This is a genomic window from Fischerella muscicola PCC 7414, assembly GCF_000317205.1.
Classification (GTDB): Bacteria; Cyanobacteriota; Cyanobacteriia; order Cyanobacteriales; family Nostocaceae; genus Fischerella; species Fischerella muscicola.
On sequence record NZ_AJLK01000183.1, the window covers coordinates 16116 to 39827 of the forward strand.

The window sequence follows — 23712 nt, forward strand, 5'->3', positions numbered from 1 at the left end:
TTGGAAGCAGCCTCTTCCAGCAGGATTTATGATGTATCCATGCAATCAGGCAAAATAATGACTACTTAGCAAAGATTCCCAATCCAAAATCTAAAATCCAAAGTTGGTATGACCCCAAGTTAGGAAAATATGTGATACAAATCACATATAATTATGCGTATAAGGGACACTTAATTGATTGATATTTGACAACTAATAGATTAAGTATAAATACTGTAAATTTATATGACTTCGTATCAGATAAACCTTGAAGGTGACGTTTTAAAAGTCAGGTTTGGTCAACCTGCAAATGGCGACCAAGTAGTGCGGGATGCGGCGGCACGTTTAGATGAGATGATAACACTGGGGGAACTTGCTGGGGGCAAACTACTTAAAATTGATGGGCCTGCATCTGTAGCTGTTAGTTACTTGATCGCACATAAGATATCTCATTTATATAGTGCGATCGCAGTTTTTGACCCCAAAATAGGTAGAAAAGGCTACAAATCCTTTATTGTAGCAGTCTCTCATACTCCGGCATACAAGATAGGCGAACTGATCGAAACAGACGAACCGCAAAAGGATAAAATTAACCCAAAAGTTGTAATTTGCGGCCCTTCCCAATCGGGAAAATCTTGTTTGCGCGAAGGTTTAAAGCAAGCAATTTCTAACATTGCAGGCGCACCCTATCCTTATGTGATTACCGCTTGTCCAGATGGTGAGGGTGCATGGTATTCCGAGGCTGCACAGCGCGACCTAAAATTAGCACAACAGTTAAAAGCAGCATACAAGGCGAAATTTACCCCAGAGTTTGCAACCAAAGCTGCAAATTGGGTGCGGAATGCAAACACACCCCTAAACATCATTGAAGTTGGCGGAAGAATAACTAATGAAAATCGGATCATTATGCGAGAAGCAACACACGCAGTAATTTTATCTGGGAAAAACGATAAAATTCCCGAATGGCAAGAGTTTTGTGAATCGCTGGGGTTGCGGATAGTTGCAATCATACACAGCGATCTTGAGGATAAAGAGGATGTGATTGAATCTGAGTCGCCTGTATTGACTGGTAAGGTTCACTGTCTTGAGCGAGGAAAGGATGTTTCCGGAAGGGAGATGGTGCAGATGTTGGCAAAAGTTTTAGTAAGGTTGGGTAGTAAATAATGAAACAATTACGTGTTGCTGAACGAGCTGCTTTGCAAGTCATCCAAGAAGCCGTTAGGGTGCTAGCGGATTGGACAAACTCGAAATTAAAAGAGAATTTACCAAAGTTAATAGCAGCAAATGGTAATCAGGATGTAATCAAAAAAGCCGTTGCAGAAGCACAGAGATTACTTTCTTGGAATAGCGAGGAAAACCCAAAAGCCTTGCGTCTGTTATTTGACTTAGTAAACTTGGAAAAAGACGAAGAGAAAAAGAGTCAAAATCAGCATCAACAACATTATTGGAAGCCAGATTTTATTGGCGATTGTAATCCTAAAATACCTTACCCCGTAGAAAAAGAACCTTCATTAGAAGACTTCAGTAAACTGAAACATGAAATTAAACAAGAATTAGATAAACTCGATGACGATAGAGATTTAAATAACCTATCTTTGCTGACTTTGATTCTAGAAAAATATGGTTCTTTTATCAGTTTTGGTGATGCGGATGTTGCATTAATAGATATAGCTAAAAGCACTGCTGCGGTTGCTGCTGCATTAGCAAATAATCCTGAAAGCAATAACCTAACTTTAATTGCAGGTGATTTATCAGGTATTCAAAAATTTATTTACACTATATCTTCTGATGGTGCGCTGAAATCTTTGCGTGCGCGCAGTTTTTACTTGGAATTAGTTACGGAAGAAGTAGTACAGCAACTTTTGGAAGCGTTAGAATTACCACGTACAAATGTTATTTATGCAGGTGGTGGTAATTTATATATATTAGCTCCTGCAATAGAATCAGTTAAAATCAATGTTGCAGAAGTTCGTCAACAGTTTAATGAATGGCTTTTGGGTGAGCTTCAAGGCAAAGTTTTTCTCGCACTTGATTGTTTAGACTTCCCTATCACAGATATTACCACTGCAAGATTTGCCGAATATTGGTCAGAACTGACAAGTAAAAAACTAGCTGCACAAAAGTCTCGTAAGTTTGCTGAAAATGTTAGCAAATTTATTCAAGAAAGTGAAAGTCACGAACCTTGTAAAGTTTGTCATCGTGATGATGTGGAACCAGGAAAATTAAAGCAGCTTAATAAGAACGAGCCAGATTCGGTGCTTGCTTGTGAAACTTGTTGCAGAATGTTTGAGTTAGGAGGACAGTTATTAAGAGTTGAAGTGATAGTGCGATCGCAAAGTGAAAACTTTGAGGATAAGTTTGACACGCTTACCTTTGAACTTCCTGCTACTGATAAACGTGATGCTAAAAATGTTTACTATCATTTGTTTCGCAGATGGAAACAAATAGTTCCAGATAATGACACAGCTTTGTTGATAAATGACTGGAACATAGAGCATTATAAATTCTCCCAGTTTCAGAAATCTTTTCCTTTACTGCTGGGAAACTATGCTCAAGAAAGTAGTGAAGAAAAAGGTTTGATTATCCGTGCTAACGAAATGGCGGAAAAAGCCAAAGGTATAAATAGAATTGGATACCTGCGAATGGATGTAGACAACTTGGGGAGAATCTTTGCTGAGGGTTTAGGAGAAAATAAAACTTTGCCAAGAATTGCTGGACTTTCGCGCCAGATGAGTTATTTTTTTAAAGTTTATCTCAACAGTTTAGCTGAATTTAGGCAAGAAAATTTCCTTAATCAAAATAAATTAATTGCAGATATTTTACAGAAAAAAGCAGAATTTTTAACTCCAAATAGGCGAGATAATTTACTATTTATCTATGCTGGTGGTGATGATTTATTTGTTAGTGGTGCATGGAATGAAGTGGTTGAATTTGCCTTTGATATCTACCAATGCTTTCGTGCTTATACAGGAAATAATCCAGACATTACGTTATCAGGTGGTATTAGTATTCATGATATTAAATTTCCCCTTTACAAAGCAGCTGAGGAATCAGGAGAAGCGGAAGAAAAAGCTAAAGGTAATGGTAAAGATAGTTTAGGTCTATTTAGCCAAGTATTTAAGTGTAATGAATGGCTAGGAATAGAAGATATCAGCATGATTGATTCGGAAATTCAAAAATATTTACATTCAGAAACTAGACCAAAGCTACTAGGTATATTACCATTTGTTGAGAAATTAGAACAACAAGAAATTGGTGTTAATTATTCCCGTAATTTTGTGCGTAACTTACTCATCACCGCAGAAATACAAGAAAAAGCATTAGAAAAGTTTGAAGACAACAAAAAATCAGAGGAGGCTTTAGGAACTCGCTATTATTTGCATCTACCCAAGATTGCTTATACTTTAGCGAGATTACCCAAAAATGTACTAGATGACAGTGATTTTCGGACTTCCTTAAAAAGTCCATATAATGCGCCTTATTTTCGGGCGATCGCTACTTGGATTGAACTTTTAAATCGCTAGTAATTTATATGCCAGAACCGATTAAACCAAAATTATCAATTCCACCTCTAAATTCTAGGCAATCAATTCCTCAAACTCATGTGAATAAAACACAAAATATCGTTGAGGAAATTGTTAAAACTATTAACGACCTACCTGATGGATTAAAAACATATCCCATTCGAGACTTGGTTAAACATGCTGAAGAATTTGGCCCTTATCTCAAGCAACAAAGATTAGAAACAAACCAAGTTCGCAAATTTTTAGATGCTGTAAATCGCTTAAAAGCTGACTTAGCAGAAACAGGTGAATTTGCCAAAGTTGAGACAGAAATAGTTCTGCTTAAACCAAAATTAGCATACGCCGCAGCTAGACAAAGAGCAGCAAAACCATTAGGTGAAGTTATGTCAGCTGCTATTGACAAAGTTCACAGCAAAGAAGATTTTGAACGGCTAGTTCAATTACTTGAATCAATTATTGCTTATCACAAAGCTGAAGGTGGAAAGTAAATATGCCAGTATCATACGCACAAAAACCCTTACTTGGTAAATTAACCCTCACTAGTCAACTTTCTGCTGAAACAGGATTGCATATTGGTGGTGGTGGCGAAAATTTGGATATCGGTGGACTGGATAAACCGGTAATTCGTGATCCTCTCACAAAATATCCTTATTTACCTGGTTCTTCAATTAAAGGCAAACTACGTTCTACCTTAGAAAGATTATTAAATAAACCCCTAAATCGTACAGGAGGAAGCGGTACTTGGCGCTACGAAAGTGACGATTTAAAAGATGGTTTTACTGAAGTAGAAGCAGGTAGATTTATTGCCTACGAAGGTGCTAACACCTGTCAAATTAGTCGTCTATTTGGTTCTACCGGGGGTTCCAAATTTTGGATGCCAATTGAAACTGCTAGAGAAGAAGGATTATATGAAGAAAATAAAAATAATCCTACTTCTACAATACAAAATCAAAATTGTATTAGAATCAATCGCGGACGTAACGCGCCAGCTCGATTGATTATTCGAGATTGCCATTTAGTACCAGAATCAGCAGAAAAACTCAAGCAAGTCGACACTGGTTTATACATGACTGAGTGGAAATTTGAAAACGGTATTGACCGAGTAACAGCAGCAGCAAATCCCAGACAGTTAGAACGTGTACCCGCTGGATCAAAATTCCAGTTTGAATTAGTTTACACCGTTGAAAACAAAAACCAAGTCATTGAAGACTTGCAAAATATTGCGATCGCACTCGCCATTTTAGAAGATGATGCACTTGGCGGACATGGTTCTAGAGGTTACGGTAAAGTCAGATTTCAGAACTTTCAGTTTTCCTATCGTAGCTTGGCACAGTACCGCCAAATTACCAGTACTCCTCCTGGTACATCAGGTTTACAACCATTAGAAACCATTCCTAACACCCAAGTACTCTTAGATAACTTTGGAAATTTACGCGAGTACATCGAACAACGATTACTGCCAGGAGATTGATATGAGTGTCTGGAAACTTGTTAAACTCAACTTTGACCGTAGCCCCGCGCATTTTGGGGAAGTGGGAATTGGCATGGAAAAAACGAGCGATCGCGTCCGTTCCGATGCTTTATTTAGTGCATGGGTTAGTGTCTATGCGCGGTTATTCGGTAAAAATGCAGTTGAGGAATTATTGCAGATATTTCCTTCAAAAGAGCAACCTGAATTAACTCCCCCTTTCCGTATCAGTTCCACCTTTATTTACCGAGAAGTTGGACAAGAAACAATTTACTATCTTCCCCGTCCCCTGAAGTTTCCCATCAACTATCCTGATGACGATCTAGCTTTTTTCAAAACCTACAAAAAGCTTAATTATTTGCCTTTAGAAATATGGCAAAGATGGTATCAAACAGAAGGGTTTCAAGAGAGCGATCGCCAAGAATTAATTGCTCAAACTACTGGTAAATCAGAGGGAAAACTCAAAGCAGCAGGAACCTTTGACTACAAAAAAGCCTTTAAAATTAACAAAGTTCCGAAAGTTGCTGTAGACCGCGTTACCAGAGCAACAAACTTTTACCATACTGGTTTTGTTCAATTTGAGTGGGAGAAAAATCCGGCTGGTTTATACTTTCTCATACAATTATCTCCAGAAGGAGAGAAATTAGTAGACAAGCTAAAAGCTGCTTTGTATCTATTAGGAGAAGAAGGACTGGGAGGAGAACGTTCGAGTGGTGCAGGAAGATTTCAAGTTAAGTGGTTAGAATTACCAGAAACGTGGCAAAAAGTGGTAGATTTTTCCGCTGGAAATCATCACGCGCTGATGAGTTTGTTTTGGGATACACCCATAACAACTGACTTTTTAAATCAAGCTAGCTATGACATTCAAGAACGGGGTGGTTGGATAGCAGAAAATCAACTCCGACGTAAAATGGTGCGAATGTTTAGCGAAGGTTCAGTTTTTCTAGTACCACCACAAGGAAAGCTAGTAGATGTTACACCCAACGGTTTTAATAAACATCGCATTTACCGTAGTGGTATTAGCTTGAGTCTGCCAATTAAAGCACAGGATAAATAATATTATGGTGGTTTCTCCCGATTTTACTCTCAAGAAACCTGATTTTTATCAATCAAAAAAGATTCTCTTGACAAGTCCAATTTTACATATTGGCTCATCAGTATCAAGATTAAATCCTTTTGAATATGTACAGACAGATAGAAAAGTATATCTCCCCAGCCAAGAAGCCTTAGCAAAGGGTTTATTAGCGCAAGGAGGACGATTTTTCAATGACTATATTCAAGCAATTGAAGAACGCCAAGACATCACAGGACTTTTAAAACAAGCCTTTGGTTCCGAGTGGTGGAAAGCTAAAGATGCAGAAGGTTGTCCAATTTTTTCCAAAGAAGCCGTCAGCCAAAAGTTGACATCTGAGAGAATTACAGATTTGCGTCCCATGATTCGGAATGGGATGGGACAATTATTTATTCCTGGTTCTTCAATTAAAGGAGCAATTAGAACTGCCATCACATATTATCTATTGAAACACGCAGACCTTTTTCAATTACCTTCATCAAAGCGGGTGAGCGAAATTGAGAAAAAATTGAGAGAAAAATTAGGAAAAATTAACCAAAATCAGCAGAAATTTCTCGATGATGAGCTATTCATGGATAGTTTATTCTCAGAATTCCACCTCACATATCAAGAGAGAAACTTTCCTGGTAAAGGGCCAAATACAGACTTTTTCAGAGCTATCAAAATTACAGATTCAGCACCACTCTTAGAAAGCACAATCAAAACTAAGAAAGGTCAAGAAATACCTGTTAACATACCTGTTGTCGCCGAGGTAGTAGTTTCTAGCAGATTTCCAGATTACTTAGCTAAATATAAAGCATCTATCTATACTGAAATGGTGCGAAATATCCAAACAGAATTCACCATTACATTAGATACAGAAATGCTTTCATGGTTCACACATAAACAGGGGATGAAGTTACCCTTTAGTAACCTAGATGAACTCTTACAAATATGTCAAGAATTTACTCAAGAACAATGGGACTATGAGCATGATTACTGGCAAGAAATTAAGAACAATCCTCAAGCATCAGGGAAAAATTTAGATTTTAATTATATCCGCGAATTTTACGAACCAGAAAAATGTCCCTATAGTTTGAGACTGGGTTGGGGTAGTGGAATGAATGGGACTACTATTGGCTTGTGTCTTGATGATGAACTGCGGGAAGATATTCGCGATACTTGTGGTTTAAAAGCGCCTGGTTTTGAAGCACCAAAGTCTAGGCGAACTGTGATGAATACCAAAGGTGAAATTAAGTTTGTACCGGGATGGGTTAAATTCAAAAATCTACAAGACTAATGCTAATTCGTTCTACCTGGATATTAAGTGTATCAGAACCGACAATTTTACCCCGTTCCTATAGCTTGGAACTGGTAAAACAACTGCATCAACAACTAGGTTTAGAAATGGGAAACGAAGCGATTCCTTCCATTTCATACTCAGGAATCATCGGTTCATGCTCAACTTCTAGAGATTTTTTCACCTTCCATCCAGAGGAATTTTACAAATTATCTCTGTGTGGATTGCAGGAAGTTTCAACAAAAACAATTTCTCATCTTAATCTCTCAGACTCTTTAGAATTCCTTGGAGCTAAATTTAACGTTATCAACCGTGAAGATGAAATTACTAGTTATGAAGAATTGTATACTACTTTAGTAGCAAATGAACCAGAAGCAATCAGACGGTTTGAGTTGCAGTTTATCACTCCCACAGCTTTTTCTCAGGGTGGAACAAATCTACCTCTACCTGTACCAAATTTAATGTTCCACAGTTGGCTAGAACGCTGGAATAATTTTGCGCCTGTTTATTTGGGAGGTGATGAATTAATTGCTTACCTCAGCAATGCGATTTTGCTGAAAAATCACAAAATTCAAACCAGAAGTTGGCAATTACATAGAGGTTATGTGAATGGATTTGTGGGTGATGTAACGCTACACATTTTTAATCGTGCTGACTCTTTATTGGCAAATGTGGCTAATTTATTAGTTCAATATGCGCGTTTTGCTGGTACGGGGATGAAGACAAGGTTGGGGATGGGACAGACATTAATTAATATATCAAGTAGATAATTATGAAAAAGATTATTACATTTTTGGGTATTCAGGCTAAGAAAACAACATATTGTTTTCAAGGTCAAAATTATGACGGAGAAGTATTTGCAGAAGCTTTACATAAGTTTTGCAATTATGACTCGATGTTAGTTTGTGTGACAAGTGAAGCCAAAGAAAAAACTTTTCCTATTTTAGAGAAATTAGAAGAAAAACGCATACAAGCAGTTGAAATCCCCACTGGGCAAAGCACCGAAGAAATGTGGGAAACTTTTAAAATTATTAATCAAAAAGTAAATGAAAATGACAGCGTTATATTTGATATAACTCATGGTTTGCGTTCTTTACCATTTTTAGTATTTTTATTTGCAGCATACCTTAAAGCAGCTAAAAACGTTACAATTGAGGCTATTTACTACGGAGCCTGGGAATTAGGATTTTCCAATAATGGAATAGCACCAGTTATTGATTTATCTGAATTTATTGGAATGCTCGACTGGTTAACTGCAACTGAGCGTTTTGTGGAAATAGGAGATGGACAGCCACTAGCTGATTTATTAAAAAAAGGAATGCCATCCAAAATCGAACTACGTGATAGTATTTCAGCACGAGAACTTAAAAGGGATCTTGAAGCAGCGTCTAAGGCAATTGAATCTATTTCTCTAGCATTACGCCTAACTCGACCAATAGAAACTATGGAGGAAGCAACTAAGCTAGAACAAGCTTTAAAAAAAGCTGCACCTAGTATTGCTAAACAAGCACAACCATTTAGTATTTTAGGTGAACAAGTAGTCAAAGAATACGGCCAATTCGCCCTTGAAAACCCAAGAGAAAATTCGCAATTAGCTAATAATTTATGGCTGCAACTAAAAATGATTCAGTGGTACCGTGAAAGACAGCAAATCGTACAAGCAGTAACTTTAACACGTGAATGGATTGTTTCTGTTTTAGCTCTCAAGTTTGGAGAACCAATGTTCTCTAATAAAAATGGACGTTCTGAAGTAGAAAGAGCTTTAAATAATGGAGTAATAATACAGTCAAAAAAAACTGTTGATACTATTAGTAGTTGCGATGAAAAGCTTAAAAACTTAGCAAACAAAGACGAACTAATAGACCTTTGGCAGCAAGTTAGAGAGTTAAGAAATGATATTGCCCATGTTGGCATGAATCCCGATCCTAAATTAGCCAAAACACTTAAAGATCGTTTTGAAAAGATATATCCATCTCTTTCAGAATTAGTAGCATCACTACTACCTCCACAAGAAAATTATTAAACTTCATCATATTAAGTCACATTCATGTCCAAAATTCTCCTTGTTACCGTCGGTGGTTCCTTTCAACCCATCATCACCGCTATCCGCAGCTTACAACCCGATCGCGTTATCTTTATTGCTTCCGATGGTGAGAAAGGAAGTAAATCACAAGTTATTGGCGAAGGAACTCCTTGTGAAGTGCGTCGGGGTGCAGAGGTGATCGAAAGATTACCCAACATTCCCACACAGGTAAATTTAGGAGAAAACTTTCAACCAGAACGGGATTTGATTTTAGTGCAAAATCCCGATAATTTAGCCGAATGCTATTCCAAAATTTGCAATTGTATCCGCAAATTACAACAAGAAAGCGGACACCAAATCATGGCTGACTACACTGGTGGAACCAAAACCTTGTCCGCGGCATTGGTAATGGCTGCTGTTGACTGCGGAATTTCTCTGTATATTACTATTGCAGCTAGGGATAATCTCGTGAAAGTGGAACGGGGAGAGTTAACCCAAAAGGTAGACACCAGCTTTAAATAATATTTTGTAGTATTGATTCAGGAGGCAGAGGGCTGAGGTCAGTCCCGATGAAAAAAAATTCACCCGCTACCCCTCTCCTTAGCAAGGAGAGGGTGTCCAACAGGACGGGGTGAGGTTGCTTTCAAGTCAGAAGCCACGAAACCGCGATCGCCACACATCCCAATTAGCTCCCGGGTGAGCTTCGTAATCTTTTCTTTAGACACCAGCTAGAACTTTAATTAAGAATAGACCCCAAAAAAAGGAAAGATGATTACACCCATGCGTGTTTTTGTGTTAATCTTCAATGCTGGCACAGACAACGAAGGAATCCACACAGTTCGAGAAGGCGATCGCAATAAAATTTTGATGTTTGAGTCAGAAGACGACGCCACCCGCTTTGCTTTGATGCTAGAAGCCCAAGATTTCCCTACACCCGCAGTCGAGCCAATTGATGCTGAAGAGATCAAAGAGTTTTGTCAAAGTGCTGGCTATGATTGGGAAATCGTCACAGAAAATAGTGGTTTGGTGGTTCCCCCAGAAATCAATGTAGAAGAAACCGACTGGAAACCAGACACTGATACCCAAGAATCACCACCAGAAGCAGAATTGTCTGATTCGGAACTAGATAGTATTCGTCGCCGATTAGAAGGATTACTATAAATAGTCATTAGTCAATGGTCAATTGTCAATTGTCAATGGTCAATTGTCAATGGTTAAAAAACTCTTGACTCTGGACAACTGACACTTGACTCTGGACAATTGACACTTGACTCCACATAGTGGTTCAAGGACAACAAACAAATGACTGATTTACACGAACGCGGACATCTGCTCACAGAACAAGTTAACCCTAATAGCCAGAACCTAGACCAACTCAGTTGTTTAGAGTTAGTAGAAATCTTTAATCGCGAGGACGAAAAAGCAGTGGCTGCGGTTGCTGCTGCAAAGATCCAGTTGGCTCAAGCAATTGAACGTACCGCCGAGTGTTTGCAAAAGGGAGGACGGCTGTTTTACGTTGGTGCAGGGACAAGCGGGAGGTTGGGAGTATTAGATGCTGCTGAGTGTCCACCAACTTTTTGTACCCCTCCAGAACTTGTACAAGGAATTATTGCTGGTGGTGCTGGGGCGCTACTACGCAGTTCTGAAGATTTAGAAGACCGCTTTCAAGATGGAGAGGCGGCGATACAACAGCGACAAGTGACGCAACTAGATGTAGTAGTTGGTATTACTGCTGGTGGGACAACACCTTATGTTCATGGTGCGATCAATGCTGCTCGTCAACGGGGAGCAACTACAATTTTTATCGCCTGTGTACCTGCTGAGCAAGTGAGTGTAGAAGCAGATATTGATATTCGCCTATTAACAGGCCCAGAGGTGCTTGCTGGTTCTACTCGCCTCAAAGCTGGAACCGCAACTAAGCTAGCTTTGAATATTTTGTCTACGGGTGTGATGGTGCGCTTAGGCAAAGTCTACGGAAATCGCATGGTAGATGTAGCGGTAACTAATAACAAATTACGCGATCGCGCTTTAAGAATCTTGCAAGACCTGACGGGTTTGAGTCGTGAAGCATCAGATTTTTTATTAGAACGCAGTGGTAAATGGGTAAAGTTGGCACTCCTAATGCACTGGACTGGCTTGGACAAAGAACAAGGTCTACAACTTCTTTCTCAAAACCAAGGTAATCTCAGAGCAGCGATCGCTAGCGGTAAAAATTACAACAAGTCCTAAAAGTCGGAGTATAGACTTTTAGCTTTTCTATTAAGTAGGGTTTTGGTATCAATTATTTTATTTAGTATAAAAATAAATTTTGAGATGCCGTGTTAGTTTGGTCGGCTTTGTAGTGAGTGCAGGTATACTCCAGGAAATTGAATTGCTTACTACGAAGCTATTTCTCTACAATATTCTCAGCGACAAACTACCTATCTCTACAAATTAACATAATAATAAAATCAGAATTAATACGGATACAAACTTAATTTCCAAAGTATACTATTATATATAATTCCTAGAACAGTTTGATTTTGAACTTAGGAAATCTGTATACCAACACATAAAATACAGCTGTTTTCAAACTAATCAACCATCCTCATCTTTCTCTAAACTTTCCTTTGTGTAGGAGAAAGAATCGCTACTCTCTTACCTAAAAGAGAGAAGCTTGGAATTGTTACTGGTTATTTAATCAATTGAAAACTGCTACAAATAGCAAAATCAATACAGCAATAATCATTTGCTGATTCATTTGATTTGGACTCTAAAAATGTAGTGAATTAATACTGTGTAGATAAAAAATCTCTAAAATCAAATTAATTTGCCAATGACATTAATCAAGGAAAAAAATATGAACCATCCGCCCATGATGGTAGCAGATAAATTAATTAATGAATTGAAACTTTGTAATCAATTACAATACAGTGGTAGATTAAATATTAAAAGTGCCAATGGTCAAAAATGGATTTTATATTATTATTTTGGTAGAATAATTTGGGCAACCGGAGGCACTCATCCTTTTCGGCGTTGGCGTCGACAAATTGCTCAACACTGCCCTAGTATTGATGTTGATAAGATATCTTTGCACTCTCAAGAAGTATCTATCGATTACTGGGATTATTGTCTGCTAGATTCTCTATACAAGCAACAAAAAATTAAGCGCGAACAAATAATTGCTGTTATAGAAAGCACAATCGCAGAATTATTATTTGATATCGCTCAACAAGCAAATTTTTACTCCATAAGTTGCGATCGCAACCAAGAGATCATATTAGAAACACCAATCAGTATCGCAGGTGCAGATATATCTTTCAAACTGATGCAAGAGTCTTGGAAACATTGGTTAGAAGCTGGTTTGAAGAATATATCACCTAATTTAGCCCCAACAGTACGAAAACCAGATCAACTCCATAAACAGGTAAGTTCAGCAGTATACAAGAATTTTGTGACTTTAATCAATGGCAAATATACTCTATGGGATTTAAGCGCAAAAATGAAGCAAAGCGTACTTACAGTTACCCATTCTTTGCTTCCTTATATATCCAAAGGAACAGTTGAATTAGTAGAAGTTTTTGATTTACCTTTACGAGTTGTTGAAGTTAATAATAACTCTTTAATAAAAAAACTCACAACTGACAATAGTCCACTTATTGCTTATGTCAATAACAACCCTGCGGTTAGTCAAACACTAGAGAATATTCTCATTTCTAATGGATTTAGATTTATTAATATTCAAGATACCATTCATGCGCTATCAATCCTAATTGAGCATAGACCAAACCTGATTTTTTTGAATTTGGTGTCGCCAGTTACCAGTGGTTACGAAATCTGCGCTCAAATCAGGCGTGTTTCCCTATTTGCTAATACACCTATAGTTATTTTGACAGACAGTGATAGTCTTTTAGACCGAGTTCGAGCTAAAATGGTAGGCTCTACAGATTTGCTCGGCAAACCTGTATCCTCTGAAAAGGTGATGGCTATAGTACGTAAATACACACAAACCACTTCAGAATTAGTCAATATTAAATAGTCATTTGTCATTTGTCATTTGTTGCTTGTTTACTAATGACCAATGACCAATGACCATTGATTAATCTTCGAGTGATTGTGCTGGTACTTCAACGGCTGTCACGTCAATTGTCCCATCGGGTGTAATGCGCTGAAAATGGCTCTGTTGCACTGACAACAGTTCTCCACAATTAGGACACTGCAACTGAGTCTGATTTAAACCCGTAAATTCGTATCTACAAACGGGACAGCGATCAGTAACTAGGTTACGTTGTAACCACCAACGGAACCCAAAAAACGCCAGAATAGGCGTGAGCAAAAGTAGCCCAACGATTATCAGCAACGAATTTACCAACCAGCTCAAGCCTAATGATCCTAGTAACCACGCAATTACTACGAGGGTAAGCCAAGGGCGGAGTTGATACAGACTTAACTGAAAGTTTTTAAAGCTCATTTGTTAAAGTATCGTCCTGCTCTTCCTCTAGGATAACGAGTTTATTCTCAGATTCATTGACTTAATCTAAATTAACTTCTGCTGCATAGGGTCATTGGCACGGGCAATATTTTTACTATTGACAATTGACAATTGACCAATGACCATTGATTACTAAAACTGAGATAAACGTTGCTGGTAATAGTCAACAATTTTTTCTGTGACTTCGGTTACTGACAAACCATCTGTGCTAATTTCAACCGCATCTGGTGCTTTCTTCAAAGGAGAAACTTTGCGGGTGCTATCTTTCCAGTCACGTTCGGCAATATCTTTTTCTAGCTGTTCCAAAGATATTTCGCTTTGACCTTGTTTCTGAAAGTCACGTAGGCGGCGACGGGCACGTTCTTGCACAGAAGCGGTTAAAAAGATTTTCACTTCTGCATCGGGGAAAACGTGGGAACCGATATCCCGTCCTTCTGCAACTAAACCACCTTTTTTGCCCCACCTTTGTTGTTGTTTGACTAATGCTTGACGTACAGCACTTTGTGCAGCTATAGCCGAAACATTGGATGTCACGGCAATTGAGCGAATTGCTTGGGTAACATCATGATGGTTAATCCACACTTGTACTGGAGATTGTAAGTCTTGCCCCGGAGCCAGTTCAATTACACACCTGCTGGCTAATTCTGCGATCGCACATTCATCATCTAGGGCGATTTCTTCATGCAGTACCAGCCAAGTGACCGCACGGTACATGGCTCCTGTATCTAGATATACCAGACCTAGTTTTGCTGCTACCTGTCGGGCAACGGTAGATTTGCCAGCCCCGGCTGGCCCGTCAATAGCAATAATTGGCTGGCGATCGCGCAAAATGGTGTTATCAATCAAACGTGTAGAACCAAGACGAGCAGCGATCGCGAGCATTCCTTCCTCCTGAACTGTTTCTATTGGCATTAAAGTATTTGGTTCAACCAATTCAATATATTCCACAGATACAGAACTGACCATTGCTATTTCTTGCTGAACTGCTGCAATGAGCTTGTTAGCATTGCGTTCTCCAGCGCGAAAAGCTGCTTGGGCTTTTTGCAAGCCACTATACAACACAGCTGCTTGCTGTTTTTCTGTGGTAGTCAAATATTGGTTACGAGAACTGATGGCTAAGCCAGTTGTTTCCCGCACCGTTGCACAAGCAACAATTTCGATCAAAAAATTCAAATCAACTACTAGCTGTTTGATAATAGCTAGTTGCTGACCATCCTTTTGACCAAAATAAGCTCGGTCAGGCTGTACCAAATTAAAAAGTTTGGTCACGATCGTAGCCACACCCTGAAAGTGACCAGGCCGATAGCGACCACACAAGCCAGATATCATACCAGATGGTGGGTTGACTTGTGTAACCTTTGATTCTTGTATATTTTTCAGGTCAACTCCCATTTCTTCCGGAGTCGGCGCAAAAACTACATCTACTCCTACTTGTTTGCACAGTTGCAGGTCTTGGTCTAAGGTGCGGGGATAGCGGTGAAAATCCTCATTGGGGCCAAATTGCAAAGGATTGACGAAAATACTCACAATAACCGTAGCATTTTCTTGCCGCGCCCGTTGAATTAAACTTAAATGACCTTTGTGTAAGGCTCCCATAGTAGGAACTAGACCAACAGCCGTCAAGGGTCTGCCAGTCACCTCAAATTCTGATGGCCGTTCTTGCTCTATAAGCTGATTTTCCGAACGGCGTTGATTTAAATAGCAGCGTAATGCCACAGTAGTTGTCAACAGGCGCACAAAAATACCCCTAGTCTTGAATCTAGCTCTCCCCCGTTAGTTTATATCCGAAAGTGAGGCAAGAGGCTAGTCTAGGGGAACAAGAAGATTTGTTAGTGGTTAGTGGTTAGTGGTTAGTGGTTAGTGGTTATTGGTTAGTGGTTATTGGTTAGTGGTTAGTGGTTATTGGTTAGTGGTTAGTGGTTAGTGGTACTTAAATGCCAACTACCAACTACCAACTACCAACTACCAACTACTAACTAGCAACTACTAACTACTAACTACCTTCCTAGAACTTCAATTCGCACAGGTGCGATACCGCTACTCATCATACCTAAGACGCGCGCTGCACCTAAAGAGAGGTCAATAACCCGACCACGAATGTATGGGCCTCTGTCATTGATTCGCACAATTACAGACCGACCATTGCGGGTATTGGTTACACGCACCCTTGTACCGAAAGGCAAGCTGCGGTGAGCTGCTGTCATTCCATTGGGATTGAACCTCTCACCAGTGGCGGTTTTATTGCCAGAAAAATCATAGCCGTAGTAGGAAGCTATGCCTTTGAAAGTGTCTTGCACTTTGACGGCAAGCTTATGTGGTAGCTTAGCTGGTAGTGATACTGGTGAAGGTGCAGGTAAGTTAGCGATCTGATTTATAGGCGATGCGTTGCCTATGAGTCGGCGCAAGCGGTTGGTTGCTTGCAATGCATCCTGAGCTGGATCGTTGGTTGTATCCGCTAGTTTTGTGTTTTGATCAATCTCTACCAGTTCTTGATTGTTAACCTTGATGACGAAGCGATCGCCAGCTTTTTGTTGACCAGTTAGTCCTTTATTCTGGTCTTGCTTGGATGTTGTAGATGCGTTTGGTGCTTTCCAGCTGACGATGATTTTACTGGCGTCTACTTTATCTAGGACTAGCTGGTTAATTTTTGCTGCTACTACACTTGCCCTTTGAATTGGGTCTTGTGTTGCCGAGCTAGTCTGAGTTGCCAAACTTATGCCTGTCCCATTGGTTGCTGCTATTTGAGTGGGACTGCTGCTATCAAGAGCTTTCGATACCCCGTTGACGTTACCAATTTCACCAACTTTTGTTTCTTGATTGGCAACTGACTTCTGTCCTAAAAAGCTGAGAACGGGAATATCACGGATATAGAGCGTTGCCACTGGGCGACCTGCTACTTGGTGTGTGTGAATCTTGGCGATCGCAGCACCTGAAGCAAGATTCGCTTTTGGGGATTGGTATTCTCCTACTTTTTCCACATCACCTGAAGGCAGAAGTGGTGAGCTTGGAGCAGTTTTCTTAGCTGTTTCGGTACGTCCAACTAAGGGCATCCCCAAAACTGTGCTACACACAGCGACAACAGTCCACAAATGTTTTTGATTCATGCGTCCGAATATTAAAGCTACTGAAGAACGGAGGTTTGACAGTTCGTGGGTTAGGCATTTAATGAAAATTACCTTCCCCAACAATCGAACTCGTTCCGCTTTCACTTTTTGCTATTAACTGCAACACATTAACACAAACCTCTGAACTTGGGGATCAGGGTTTTAGCGTAAGACTCGGTAACTTTATCAGAATTAAATTAGTATTTCAAGGTCAAAACCTTTCTAAAATGCGGATTTTGGCGATGTAACAGTTTTTTTTATTGTTTAGAAATTTTATTAAGAAAACTTGACACTATTTGGTATTCAAATCAATGAAATTGCATATGGGCTTGCCTAAAAAGCTCATTAATGTTATCTAGTTTCTCAAAAACCTGATTCTCCCATAAATATACTTATAATAAGTAGATATGCTTAAGATAAAAAATTATAATTAGTCATAAAGTTTAAGTTATCTTTATAACAATTTTTCAGTAGTAATTGCTAATAGCTCATCAAAGATAGCAATTAGGGGATCGCTGACTATAAAGTCGATATCTACAATCAGCATTGCAGTGATTTTGATATTGATTATCTTTATATGAATGTGGTTGTTGCAACAAGTACCTGGATTCAGTGAATTAATTACACACAGCAGGTATGTAGTAAATTAATTTACATCTCTCTGGAATAAAGAACTGGAAAGTAGTTTCAGGTATATGAAAAATTTATTACAACAAAATCAAAACTCATTATTAAATAAATTAACCAGATTTGCTGGTGCGATGCGAATTATTTTTAACCAGAGTAAACAGACATAACATCTTGCCTTAGTTAGTTGAGAACGCGTTATTTTTTAAACTGGGTTATTAATAAAAGGGTGGGCGTTGCATAAATGCGGGATGAATCAGTTAAATACAGGTAGGTGTCTATACTTGAGAACATGAAGTAATAAACGAATAGTAGTTCACCAAATTGATTTTGACAGTTTGACTAGATCCCCGACTTTTTAAAAAAGTCGGGGATCTGACGTCTTGCAAGCTGTCAAAACTTGTGTGGTAGAGTAGTAGAGTGTTAAAACTCCATTTTTCACACCTCGTCACATGCTTCCAGCAAAAAATACTGCAATGATGGTTTTGCCTTCTTAAGTCAACAGAGGCGGAACTTCTGCGATTGTGTTCCTAGACTGGAGCCTGGGAACTAGAATAATCTCTAACTTTTGGCTACCTGGCTTCTCAAACCTTTGAACGGTGTTAAGCATTTTTAACTAGTGCAATTTAGTAAATGAGCATAATTGCTAAATACTAGAAAACACAGGAATAAATATGCCGGACGAAACTTTAAGAAAAGACTTGCCGGAAGTTGACCCTAGCGAGATCGAAGATTCCAGAGCTGCGATCGCTGATGAACACAGATCATTTCTGGAAAAAGTCATGGTTAGAGGTGGACTCGCCGATCCTTATGATGCTAGAGACATCACTGAAGTTGTATTTCGGGTCATGCGCGATTTAATGACCACAGAAGCCGCTGATCATGTCGAAGCGGAACTGCATGAACCAATGTACACTACAGAGGAAAAAGCACTCCAAAATGAAGTAGCCGAACTCTGGAGAGACACTAATCCAATTGTAGGCTTTTTAAGCCGGGTACGTCCACCTTGGCAAGGCCCTGGTATCTTCAAAATTGATAGCGATCGCTTCCTTTTCCGAGTTGCTAACGAAGGAGGACTACCACCTACAGTTGATCGCGAACAAGTTGTAAAAGCTGTATTTTCTGCTACTAAGGAAGAGCTTTCCGAGGAGCGAATTCAAGAGATTGCTAGCTGGCTTCCTGGCCATGTGCGTGAACTTTGGGAACAGGCGTAGTTAGGGATCGGGGAACTCACCGGTCCCCACGACCGTAGGGAGTGGGGATTAGAGGCAACGGGGATCGGGGACAAGGAGGACTAAATTCTCCCCACACTCCATACACTCCCCAATCCCTCGATTTCCCATGAATGAAACAGTACGATTGTTCTATTATGTGCAAGTCAACGCTAGTATTATTAAGGACTGTTTCGTGCTGCCCCATATTCATTAGCCTGTCGATATGTCAGAAACTCAGTTTGCTGCATCCTTAAATGGACACCTCCCCCACCCCAACCCCAACAGCCTTAATAAAATTAGAATTCGGGGTGCTAGGCAGCATAACCTGAAAAATATTGACTTAGAATTACCACGCGATCGCCTAATTGTCTTCACAGGTGTTTCTGGTTCTGGCAAGTCTTCTTTAGCATTCGATACTATCTTTGCTGAAGGACAGCGCCGCTATGTAGAATCTCTCAGCGCCTACGCTAGGCAATTTTTAGGTCAGATGGACAAACCGGACGTGGAGTCAATAGAAGGTTTGAGTCCGGCCATTTCCATTGATCAAAAGTCCACTTCCCATAACCCCCGTTCGACAGTGGGAACGGTGACTGAGATTTACGATTATCTGCGGTTATTATTTGGACGGGCTGGAGAACCTCATTGTCCGATTTGCGATCGCTGTATTGCGCCTCAAACCATCGATGAGATGGTGGATCGAATTATGGAGTTGAGCGATCGCACCCGCTTTCAAATTCTCGCGCCTGTAGTCCGGGGTAAAAAAGGTACTCATAAAAAACTATTATCTAGTCTCGCTTCTCAAGGTTTTGTGCGTGTGCGTATTGATGGGGAAGTGCGAGAACTCTCAGATGCCATTGAGTTAGATAAAAATTTTACACACACTATTGAAGTAGTGATTGATCGCTTGGTGAAAAAAGACGGTATTCAAGAGCGTTTAGTCGATTCACTTAGTACTTGTTTAAAGTTATCCGAAGGCATAGCTGTAATTTTATTTACTCCTATTTCCGACGTCCAACCAACAACCAACGATCAACAACCAACAAACGACCAAGAATTAATCTTTTCCGAAAACTTTGCCTGTCCAGAACACGGTGCGGTGATGGAGGAATTATCGCCGCGTTTGTTCTCGTTTAATTCACCTTATGGTGCTTGTCCTCATTGTCATGGGATTGGCAGTTTAAAAACATTTTCACCGGAGTTGGTTGTTCCTGACCCGGAAGCACCTGTGTATGCTGCGATCGCCCCTTGGTCGGAAAAGGATAATTCTTATTATTTGGAGTTGTTGTATGGTTTGGGGCAAGCTTACGGGTTTGAGTTACAGACGCAGTGGCAGAAGTTGACGGAGGAACAGCGGCAGATTATTTTACAGGGGGAGGGTGAAGAAAGAACCACAGAGGCGCAGAGGAAGCAGAGTTTTAGAGGGGTGATTCCGATATTGCAGAGGCAATATGAGGGGGGTACGGAGTTAATTAAGCAAAAGTTGGAACAGTATTTAATTGATCAACCCTGTCCGGTATGTGAGGGAAGGCGTTTGAAGCCGGAAGCGTTGGCGGTACGGTTGGGACAGTACCGAGTGTTGGATTTGACGGGGGTGTCGATTCGCGAGTGTCGCCAGAGAGTTGATCAATTAAAGTTAAGCGATCGCCAAATGCAGATTGCGGATTTGGTGTTGCGGGAAATTCGCGCCAGGTTGCAGTTTTTGTTGGATGTGGGGTTGGATTATTTGACTTTAGATCGTCCAGCGATGACGCTTTCGGGTGGAGAGGCGCAGCGTATTCGTTTGGCGACTCAAATTGGTTCTGGGTTGACTGGGGTGTTATATGTTTTAGATGAACCGAGTATTGGTTTGCATCAACGGGATAACGGAAGGTTATTGCGGACTTTAACTAAGTTGCGGGATTTGGGAAATACGTTAATTGTAGTGGAGCATGACGAAGAAACAATTCGGGCTGCGGATCATATTGTTGATATTGGGCCGGGTGCAGGTATTCACGGGGGTAATATTATTGCTGAGGGTGACTTACAAGCGTTATTAGAGGCGGAAAATTCACTGACGGGTGCTTATTTGTCGGGAAGGCGAGTTATTCAAACTCCTGGGAAGAGAAGAGAAGGGAATGGGGTAAGTTTAGTTATCAAAAATGCTCGTCGTAACAACCTTAGAAATATAGATGTGGAGATACCACTGGGTAAACTCGTCGCAGTGACTGGTGTTTCTGGTTCTGGGAAGTCTACTTTAATTAATGAATTACTTTACCCAGCATTGCAACATCACCTTTTGCGTAAGGTTCCTTTCCCGAAAGAAATCGATGGAATTAAGGGATTGAATGCGATTGATAAAGCGATCGTCATTGATCAATCACCCATCGGTAGGACACCTCGTTCAAACCCAGCAACTTACACAGGTATTTTTGATGTGATTCGTGATACTTTTGCCCAAACAATCGAAGCGAAAGCTAGAGGTTATAAACCGGGACAATTTTCTTTCAATGTCAAAGGTGGACGTTGCGAAGCTTGTGGTGGACAAGGTGTGAATGTTATTGAGATGAATTTTTTGCCGGATGTTTATGTGCAGTGTGAAGTGTGCAAAGGTGCAAGATACAACCGCGAAACATTGCAAGTAAAATACAAAGACAAATCGATTGCTGATGTTTTGAATATGACTGTTGAGGAAGCTTTGGAGTTTTTCAAAAATATTCCCAAAGCAGTTACTCGCTTGCAAACTTTAGTAGATGTTGGCTTAGGTTACATTCAACTGGGACAACCGGCGACGACTTTATCTGGTGGGGAAGCACAGCGAGTCAAGTTAGCAACAGAATTATCACGCCGCGCCACAGGTAAAACTCTTTATTTAATCGATGAACCAACCACAGGTTTATCTTTTTATGATGTCCACAAATTATTAGATGTGTTGCAAAGATTAGTAGATAAAGGTAATTCTATTTTGGTGATTGAACACAACTTAGATGTAATTCGTTGTGCTGATTGGGTGATTGATTTGGGACCAGAAGGTGGCGATAAAGGCGGAGAAGTCATAGCTAAGGGTACACCAGAAGAAGTTGCAGGGAATCCTAAGTCGTATACTGGACAGTATTTAAAGCAGGTGTTGCAGCAATATCCACCAGTGGCTTTGACGAATTAAATAGGTAGGGTGCGTTGTCGCGCAGCGCAACGCACCATCGTGAAAAACAACAAGCGATTACTAAGGCAAAACAGGCGCTGAGTATTGATAAACAATACGCCGATTTAGCTTTTCTCAAGAAAAACTTATGGAGCGATCGCCTGCTTGCTGATACGAAAAATCTACTAGCCACACCTGAGATACGAGAGTTTTTAGCTAAGAAAAATTAAACAGGTGGTGCGTAGACAAGCCACTACGCGTCTACGCATTCTCATCAAGTAAAGCAGTAAGCTAGATTTAGCGGTTAGTTTAGTTAAAAACCATCGTATATGAGTACTGAACAATTACTACTGGAAAAATGGCGATCGCTTCCCTTGGACAAGCAACAAGAAGTTCTTGATTTTGTTGAGTTTTTAGAGTTTAGGCAAACCTCTACAACTAGACAACCAGTCGAATCTACATCGAAGTCTAAGTTAGGTGAACACTTGCGAAAAATCCGGGAAGAAATTATTGCTTCTGGTACGCCGATGTTGGATTGGAACGGTATTGAACGCGAAAAAGCTGAACGTCGAGGTGGATATCAACAAGAAGCTGAATGATTCGTACATTTATCGACGCAGGCGTATTAATTGCAGCAGCAAGAGGTGTGGGGATTGTTGCAGAAAGAGCATTGACAATTCTTGAAGATCCAAATCGAGAGTTTGCATCAAGTATATTTATCAAATTAGAGGTATTACCAAAAGCAATTTATAACAATCGCATCAGTGAAGTTAGCTTTTATGAAGCGTATTTCAATGCTGTTTCTTATTGGGCAACCGACATTGATAAAATTATCCAAGGTGCTTATAGTGAAGTTTGTGAATCAGGACTTGGAGCAATGGATGCACTTCATGTTACAGCAGCATTGTCAGTGGGTGCAGTCGAGTTCATCACAAATGAGAAGCCAGAAAAATCTATTCACCGTACTCAGACTGTGAAAGTTATCTCGATTTGGTCTAAATAGTATCATCGAGAATTGCGCGATCGCTTGTTGGTGATTCTCTATGATTGTGCGATGTCTGGCGACAAGCCACTGCGCGTCTACGCGTTTTAAACGAGAAACTCCAAGATCAAAATGAGACAATTCAAGTTTGAAACGTGAAACTTTGAGTTTGAAACCTGGAACTTCAAGTTTTAAACAAGAAACTTTTCGTTTCAAACGAGAAATTCCAAGCTTGAAACATGAAATTTCGAGTTCAAAGCTTGAAACTCCAAGGTTGAAACGAGAAATTCCAGGGTTGAAACGAGAAACTTCGAGTTTAGAACTTGAAACTCCAAACAAGATCCCCGACTTTTGATAAAAGTCGGGGATCTCAAGTGCGATCGCACTTGAGTTTCCCTTGCAATATTACTTTTATTTCATTTTTTCTAATGTTTGGACTATAACTTTAGCGTCTTTGCCAAAAAAACTTTCCTTTTCACCATTACTCCAAATGATGACGCAGGCAAGTTGCCAAGCCATGTTATAGTGTATCTCCCGAAAGCAAACTTTGCGAGCGTAAGCTAAATTTACAAAGCCTCTGGTAGGTGTTTGGCAAAAAATTGGTTGTGTCATTGCTACAATATTTGAATATCAAAACGATGAACAATTGTTTTGGAATAGAGAGGCGCTTGAGGTTGTTAGTCTAGAGCGCCTTCTCTATATCTTTAATATAAACTAAAAATTTTTAGTTTGCAAGCTATAAATTTTTAGTTTAGGATAAAATTATCTGTATAAAGTGCGATCGCTTGTTGGTGATTCTCTATGATTGAGCGATGTCTGACGACAAGCCACTGCGCGTCTACGCGTTTCAA

22 protein-coding genes are annotated in these 23712 nt (G+C 39.9%); 18 read left to right on the forward strand and 4 right to left on the reverse strand.

The genetic code is table 11. The features are described from left to right. The first annotated feature begins 225 nt into the window (after nucleotides 1–225). From UYI_RS0128850 to UYI_RS0128905, 12 genes are all read left to right on the forward strand, one after another. A complete protein-coding gene (locus UYI_RS0128850) occupies nucleotides 226–1143 on the forward strand; it encodes a hypothetical protein (RefSeq protein WP_016870164.1) in 918 nt (305 codons plus the stop codon). Continuing rightward, the gene (gene cas10, locus UYI_RS0128855; protein ID WP_016870165.1) at nucleotides 1143–3503 is read left to right on the forward strand and encodes a type III-A CRISPR-associated protein Cas10/Csm1; all 2361 of its coding nucleotides are present in this window, start codon (nucleotides 1143–1145) and stop codon (nucleotides 3501–3503) included. Before UYI_RS0128850 ends, cas10 begins: the two co-directional genes overlap by 1 nt. Nucleotides 3504–3511: 8 nt before the next feature. Continuing rightward, entirely contained in the window at nucleotides 3512–3991 is a 480-nt protein-coding gene (gene csm2 / locus UYI_RS0128860; RefSeq protein ID WP_016870166.1) for a type III-A CRISPR-associated protein Csm2, read from the forward strand. Between the two features lie 2 nt (nucleotides 3992–3993). Continuing rightward, nucleotides 3994–4974: a type III-A CRISPR-associated RAMP protein Csm3 gene (csm3, locus tag UYI_RS0128865; protein ID WP_016870167.1), complete on the forward strand. Its 981-nt coding sequence runs from the start codon at nucleotides 3994–3996 to the stop codon at nucleotides 4972–4974. A 1-nt stretch (nucleotide 4975) separates the two neighbouring features. Beyond that, nucleotides 4976–6028 (forward strand): type III-A CRISPR-associated RAMP protein Csm4, encoded by a 1053-nt coding sequence (gene csm4, locus UYI_RS0128870; RefSeq protein WP_016870168.1) that lies wholly within the window; start codon nucleotides 4976–4978, stop codon nucleotides 6026–6028. Between the two features lie 4 nt (nucleotides 6029–6032). Beyond that, complete coding sequence (csm5, locus tag UYI_RS0128875) at nucleotides 6033–7322, forward strand: type III-A CRISPR-associated RAMP protein Csm5 (protein ID WP_016870169.1); 1290 nt, start codon at nucleotides 6033–6035, stop codon at nucleotides 7320–7322. Continuing rightward, nucleotides 7322–8092, forward strand: a complete 771-nt coding sequence (cas6, locus tag UYI_RS0128880) for a CRISPR system precrRNA processing endoribonuclease RAMP protein Cas6 (protein WP_016870170.1) — start codon at nucleotides 7322–7324, stop codon at nucleotides 8090–8092. Before csm5 ends, cas6 begins: the two co-directional genes overlap by 1 nt. A gap of 2 nt (nucleotides 8093–8094) precedes the next feature. After that, complete coding sequence (gene csx2 / locus UYI_RS0128885) at nucleotides 8095–9345, forward strand: TIGR02221 family CRISPR-associated protein (protein ID WP_016870171.1); 1251 nt, start codon at nucleotides 8095–8097, stop codon at nucleotides 9343–9345. A 24-nt stretch (nucleotides 9346–9369) separates the two neighbouring features. Next, complete coding sequence (locus UYI_RS0128890) at nucleotides 9370–9867, forward strand: hypothetical protein (RefSeq protein ID WP_016870172.1); 498 nt, start codon at nucleotides 9370–9372, stop codon at nucleotides 9865–9867. 246 nt (nucleotides 9868–10113) lie between these two features. Then, the gene (locus UYI_RS0128895) at nucleotides 10114–10506 is read left to right on the forward strand and encodes a DUF3110 domain-containing protein (RefSeq protein WP_016870173.1); all 393 of its coding nucleotides are present in this window, start codon (nucleotides 10114–10116) and stop codon (nucleotides 10504–10506) included. Nucleotides 10507–10647: 141 nt separating this feature from the next. Continuing rightward, complete coding sequence (murQ, locus tag UYI_RS0128900; RefSeq protein WP_016870174.1) at nucleotides 10648–11574, forward strand: N-acetylmuramic acid 6-phosphate etherase; 927 nt, start codon at nucleotides 10648–10650, stop codon at nucleotides 11572–11574. 610 nt (nucleotides 11575–12184) lie between these two features. After that, complete coding sequence (locus tag UYI_RS0128905; protein ID WP_026086241.1) at nucleotides 12185–13363, forward strand: response regulator; 1179 nt, start codon at nucleotides 12185–12187, stop codon at nucleotides 13361–13363. Nucleotides 13364–13423: 60 nt separating this feature from the next. On the opposite strand, the gene UYI_RS0128910 is transcribed toward UYI_RS0128905, so the two are convergent. From UYI_RS0128910 to UYI_RS0128920, 3 genes are all read right to left on the reverse strand, one after another. Continuing rightward, nucleotides 13424–13795: a hypothetical protein gene (locus UYI_RS0128910; protein ID WP_016870176.1), complete on the reverse strand. Its 372-nt coding sequence runs from the start codon at nucleotides 13793–13795 to the stop codon at nucleotides 13424–13426. Between the two features lie 153 nt (nucleotides 13796–13948). Then, nucleotides 13949–15553, reverse strand: a complete 1605-nt coding sequence (locus tag UYI_RS0128915; protein WP_016870177.1) for a bifunctional pantoate--beta-alanine ligase/(d)CMP kinase — start codon at nucleotides 15551–15553, stop codon at nucleotides 13949–13951. A 260-nt stretch (nucleotides 15554–15813) separates the two neighbouring features. After that, complete coding sequence (locus UYI_RS0128920) at nucleotides 15814–16920, reverse strand: septal ring lytic transglycosylase RlpA family protein (RefSeq protein ID WP_016870178.1); 1107 nt, start codon at nucleotides 16918–16920, stop codon at nucleotides 15814–15816. 1301 nt (nucleotides 16921–18221) lie between these two features. Here UYI_RS0128920 and UYI_RS0128930 point away from each other — a divergent pair. From UYI_RS0128930 to UYI_RS37840, 6 genes are all read left to right on the forward strand, one after another. Beyond that, nucleotides 18222–18761: a DUF2267 domain-containing protein gene (locus UYI_RS0128930; protein WP_016870180.1), complete on the forward strand. Its 540-nt coding sequence runs from the start codon at nucleotides 18222–18224 to the stop codon at nucleotides 18759–18761. 223 nt (nucleotides 18762–18984) lie between these two features. Then, nucleotides 18985–21900 (forward strand): excinuclease ABC subunit UvrA, encoded by a 2916-nt coding sequence (uvrA, locus tag UYI_RS0128935; RefSeq protein ID WP_016870181.1) that lies wholly within the window; start codon nucleotides 18985–18987, stop codon nucleotides 21898–21900. Nucleotides 21901–21914: 14 nt separating this feature from the next. Next, a complete protein-coding gene (locus tag UYI_RS0128940) occupies nucleotides 21915–22109 on the forward strand; it encodes a hypothetical protein (RefSeq protein WP_016870182.1) in 195 nt (64 codons plus the stop codon). Nucleotides 22110–22208: 99 nt separating this feature from the next. After that, on the forward strand, nucleotides 22209–22478 hold the full coding sequence (locus UYI_RS0128945; RefSeq protein ID WP_016870183.1) for a DUF2281 domain-containing protein: 270 nt from the start codon (nucleotides 22209–22211) through the stop codon (nucleotides 22476–22478). After that, the gene (locus UYI_RS0128950) at nucleotides 22475–22882 is read left to right on the forward strand and encodes a hypothetical protein (RefSeq protein WP_016870184.1); all 408 of its coding nucleotides are present in this window, start codon (nucleotides 22475–22477) and stop codon (nucleotides 22880–22882) included. The genes UYI_RS0128945 and UYI_RS0128950 overlap by 4 nt, the downstream gene beginning before the upstream one ends. Before the next feature lie 127 nt (nucleotides 22883–23009). After that, nucleotides 23010–23216, forward strand: coding sequence for a hypothetical protein (locus tag UYI_RS37840; RefSeq protein ID WP_016870185.1), 207 nt, complete (start codon nucleotides 23010–23012; stop codon nucleotides 23214–23216). 56 nt (nucleotides 23217–23272) lie between these two features. On the opposite strand, the gene UYI_RS0128960 is transcribed toward UYI_RS37840, so the two are convergent. Further along, complete coding sequence (locus UYI_RS0128960) at nucleotides 23273–23473, reverse strand: hypothetical protein (RefSeq protein ID WP_016870186.1); 201 nt, start codon at nucleotides 23471–23473, stop codon at nucleotides 23273–23275. Nucleotides 23474–23712: the final 239 nt, after the last annotated feature.

Coding starts and splice junctions, on each gene's coding strand:
- csm5 (WP_016870169.1), top strand. CDS start 6,033: ATGGTGGTTTCTCCCGATTTTACTCTCAAGAAACCTGATTTTTATCAA.
- cas6 (WP_016870170.1), top strand. CDS start 7,322: ATGCTAATTCGTTCTACCTGGATATTAAGTGTATCAGAACCGACAATT.
- UYI_RS0128945 (WP_016870183.1), top strand. CDS start 22,209: ATGAGTACTGAACAATTACTACTGGAAAAATGGCGATCGCTTCCCTTG.
- csm4 (WP_016870168.1), top strand. CDS start 4,976: ATGAGTGTCTGGAAACTTGTTAAACTCAACTTTGACCGTAGCCCCGCG.
- UYI_RS0128850 (WP_016870164.1), top strand. CDS start 226: ATGACTTCGTATCAGATAAACCTTGAAGGTGACGTTTTAAAAGTCAGG.
- csm3 (WP_016870167.1), top strand. CDS start 3,994: ATGCCAGTATCATACGCACAAAAACCCTTACTTGGTAAATTAACCCTC.
- UYI_RS0128910 (WP_016870176.1), bottom strand. CDS start 13,795: ATGAGCTTTAAAAACTTTCAGTTAAGTCTGTATCAACTCCGCCCTTGG.
- UYI_RS0128960 (WP_016870186.1), bottom strand. CDS start 23,473: ATGACACAACCAATTTTTTGCCAAACACCTACCAGAGGCTTTGTAAAT.
- murQ (WP_016870174.1), top strand. CDS start 10,648: ATGACTGATTTACACGAACGCGGACATCTGCTCACAGAACAAGTTAAC.
- csm2 (WP_016870166.1), top strand. CDS start 3,512: ATGCCAGAACCGATTAAACCAAAATTATCAATTCCACCTCTAAATTCT.
- uvrA (WP_016870181.1), top strand. CDS start 18,985: ATGTCAGAAACTCAGTTTGCTGCATCCTTAAATGGACACCTCCCCCAC.
- UYI_RS0128895 (WP_016870173.1), top strand. CDS start 10,114: ATGATTACACCCATGCGTGTTTTTGTGTTAATCTTCAATGCTGGCACA.
- UYI_RS0128890 (WP_016870172.1), top strand. CDS start 9,370: ATGTCCAAAATTCTCCTTGTTACCGTCGGTGGTTCCTTTCAACCCATC.
- csx2 (WP_016870171.1), top strand. CDS start 8,095: ATGAAAAAGATTATTACATTTTTGGGTATTCAGGCTAAGAAAACAACA.
- UYI_RS0128905 (WP_026086241.1), top strand. CDS start 12,185: ATGAACCATCCGCCCATGATGGTAGCAGATAAATTAATTAATGAATTG.
- UYI_RS0128920 (WP_016870178.1), bottom strand. CDS start 16,920: ATGAATCAAAAACATTTGTGGACTGTTGTCGCTGTGTGTAGCACAGTT.
- cas10 (WP_016870165.1), top strand. CDS start 1,143: ATGAAACAATTACGTGTTGCTGAACGAGCTGCTTTGCAAGTCATCCAA.
- UYI_RS0128950 (WP_016870184.1), top strand. CDS start 22,475: ATGATTCGTACATTTATCGACGCAGGCGTATTAATTGCAGCAGCAAGA.
- UYI_RS0128930 (WP_016870180.1), top strand. CDS start 18,222: ATGCCGGACGAAACTTTAAGAAAAGACTTGCCGGAAGTTGACCCTAGC.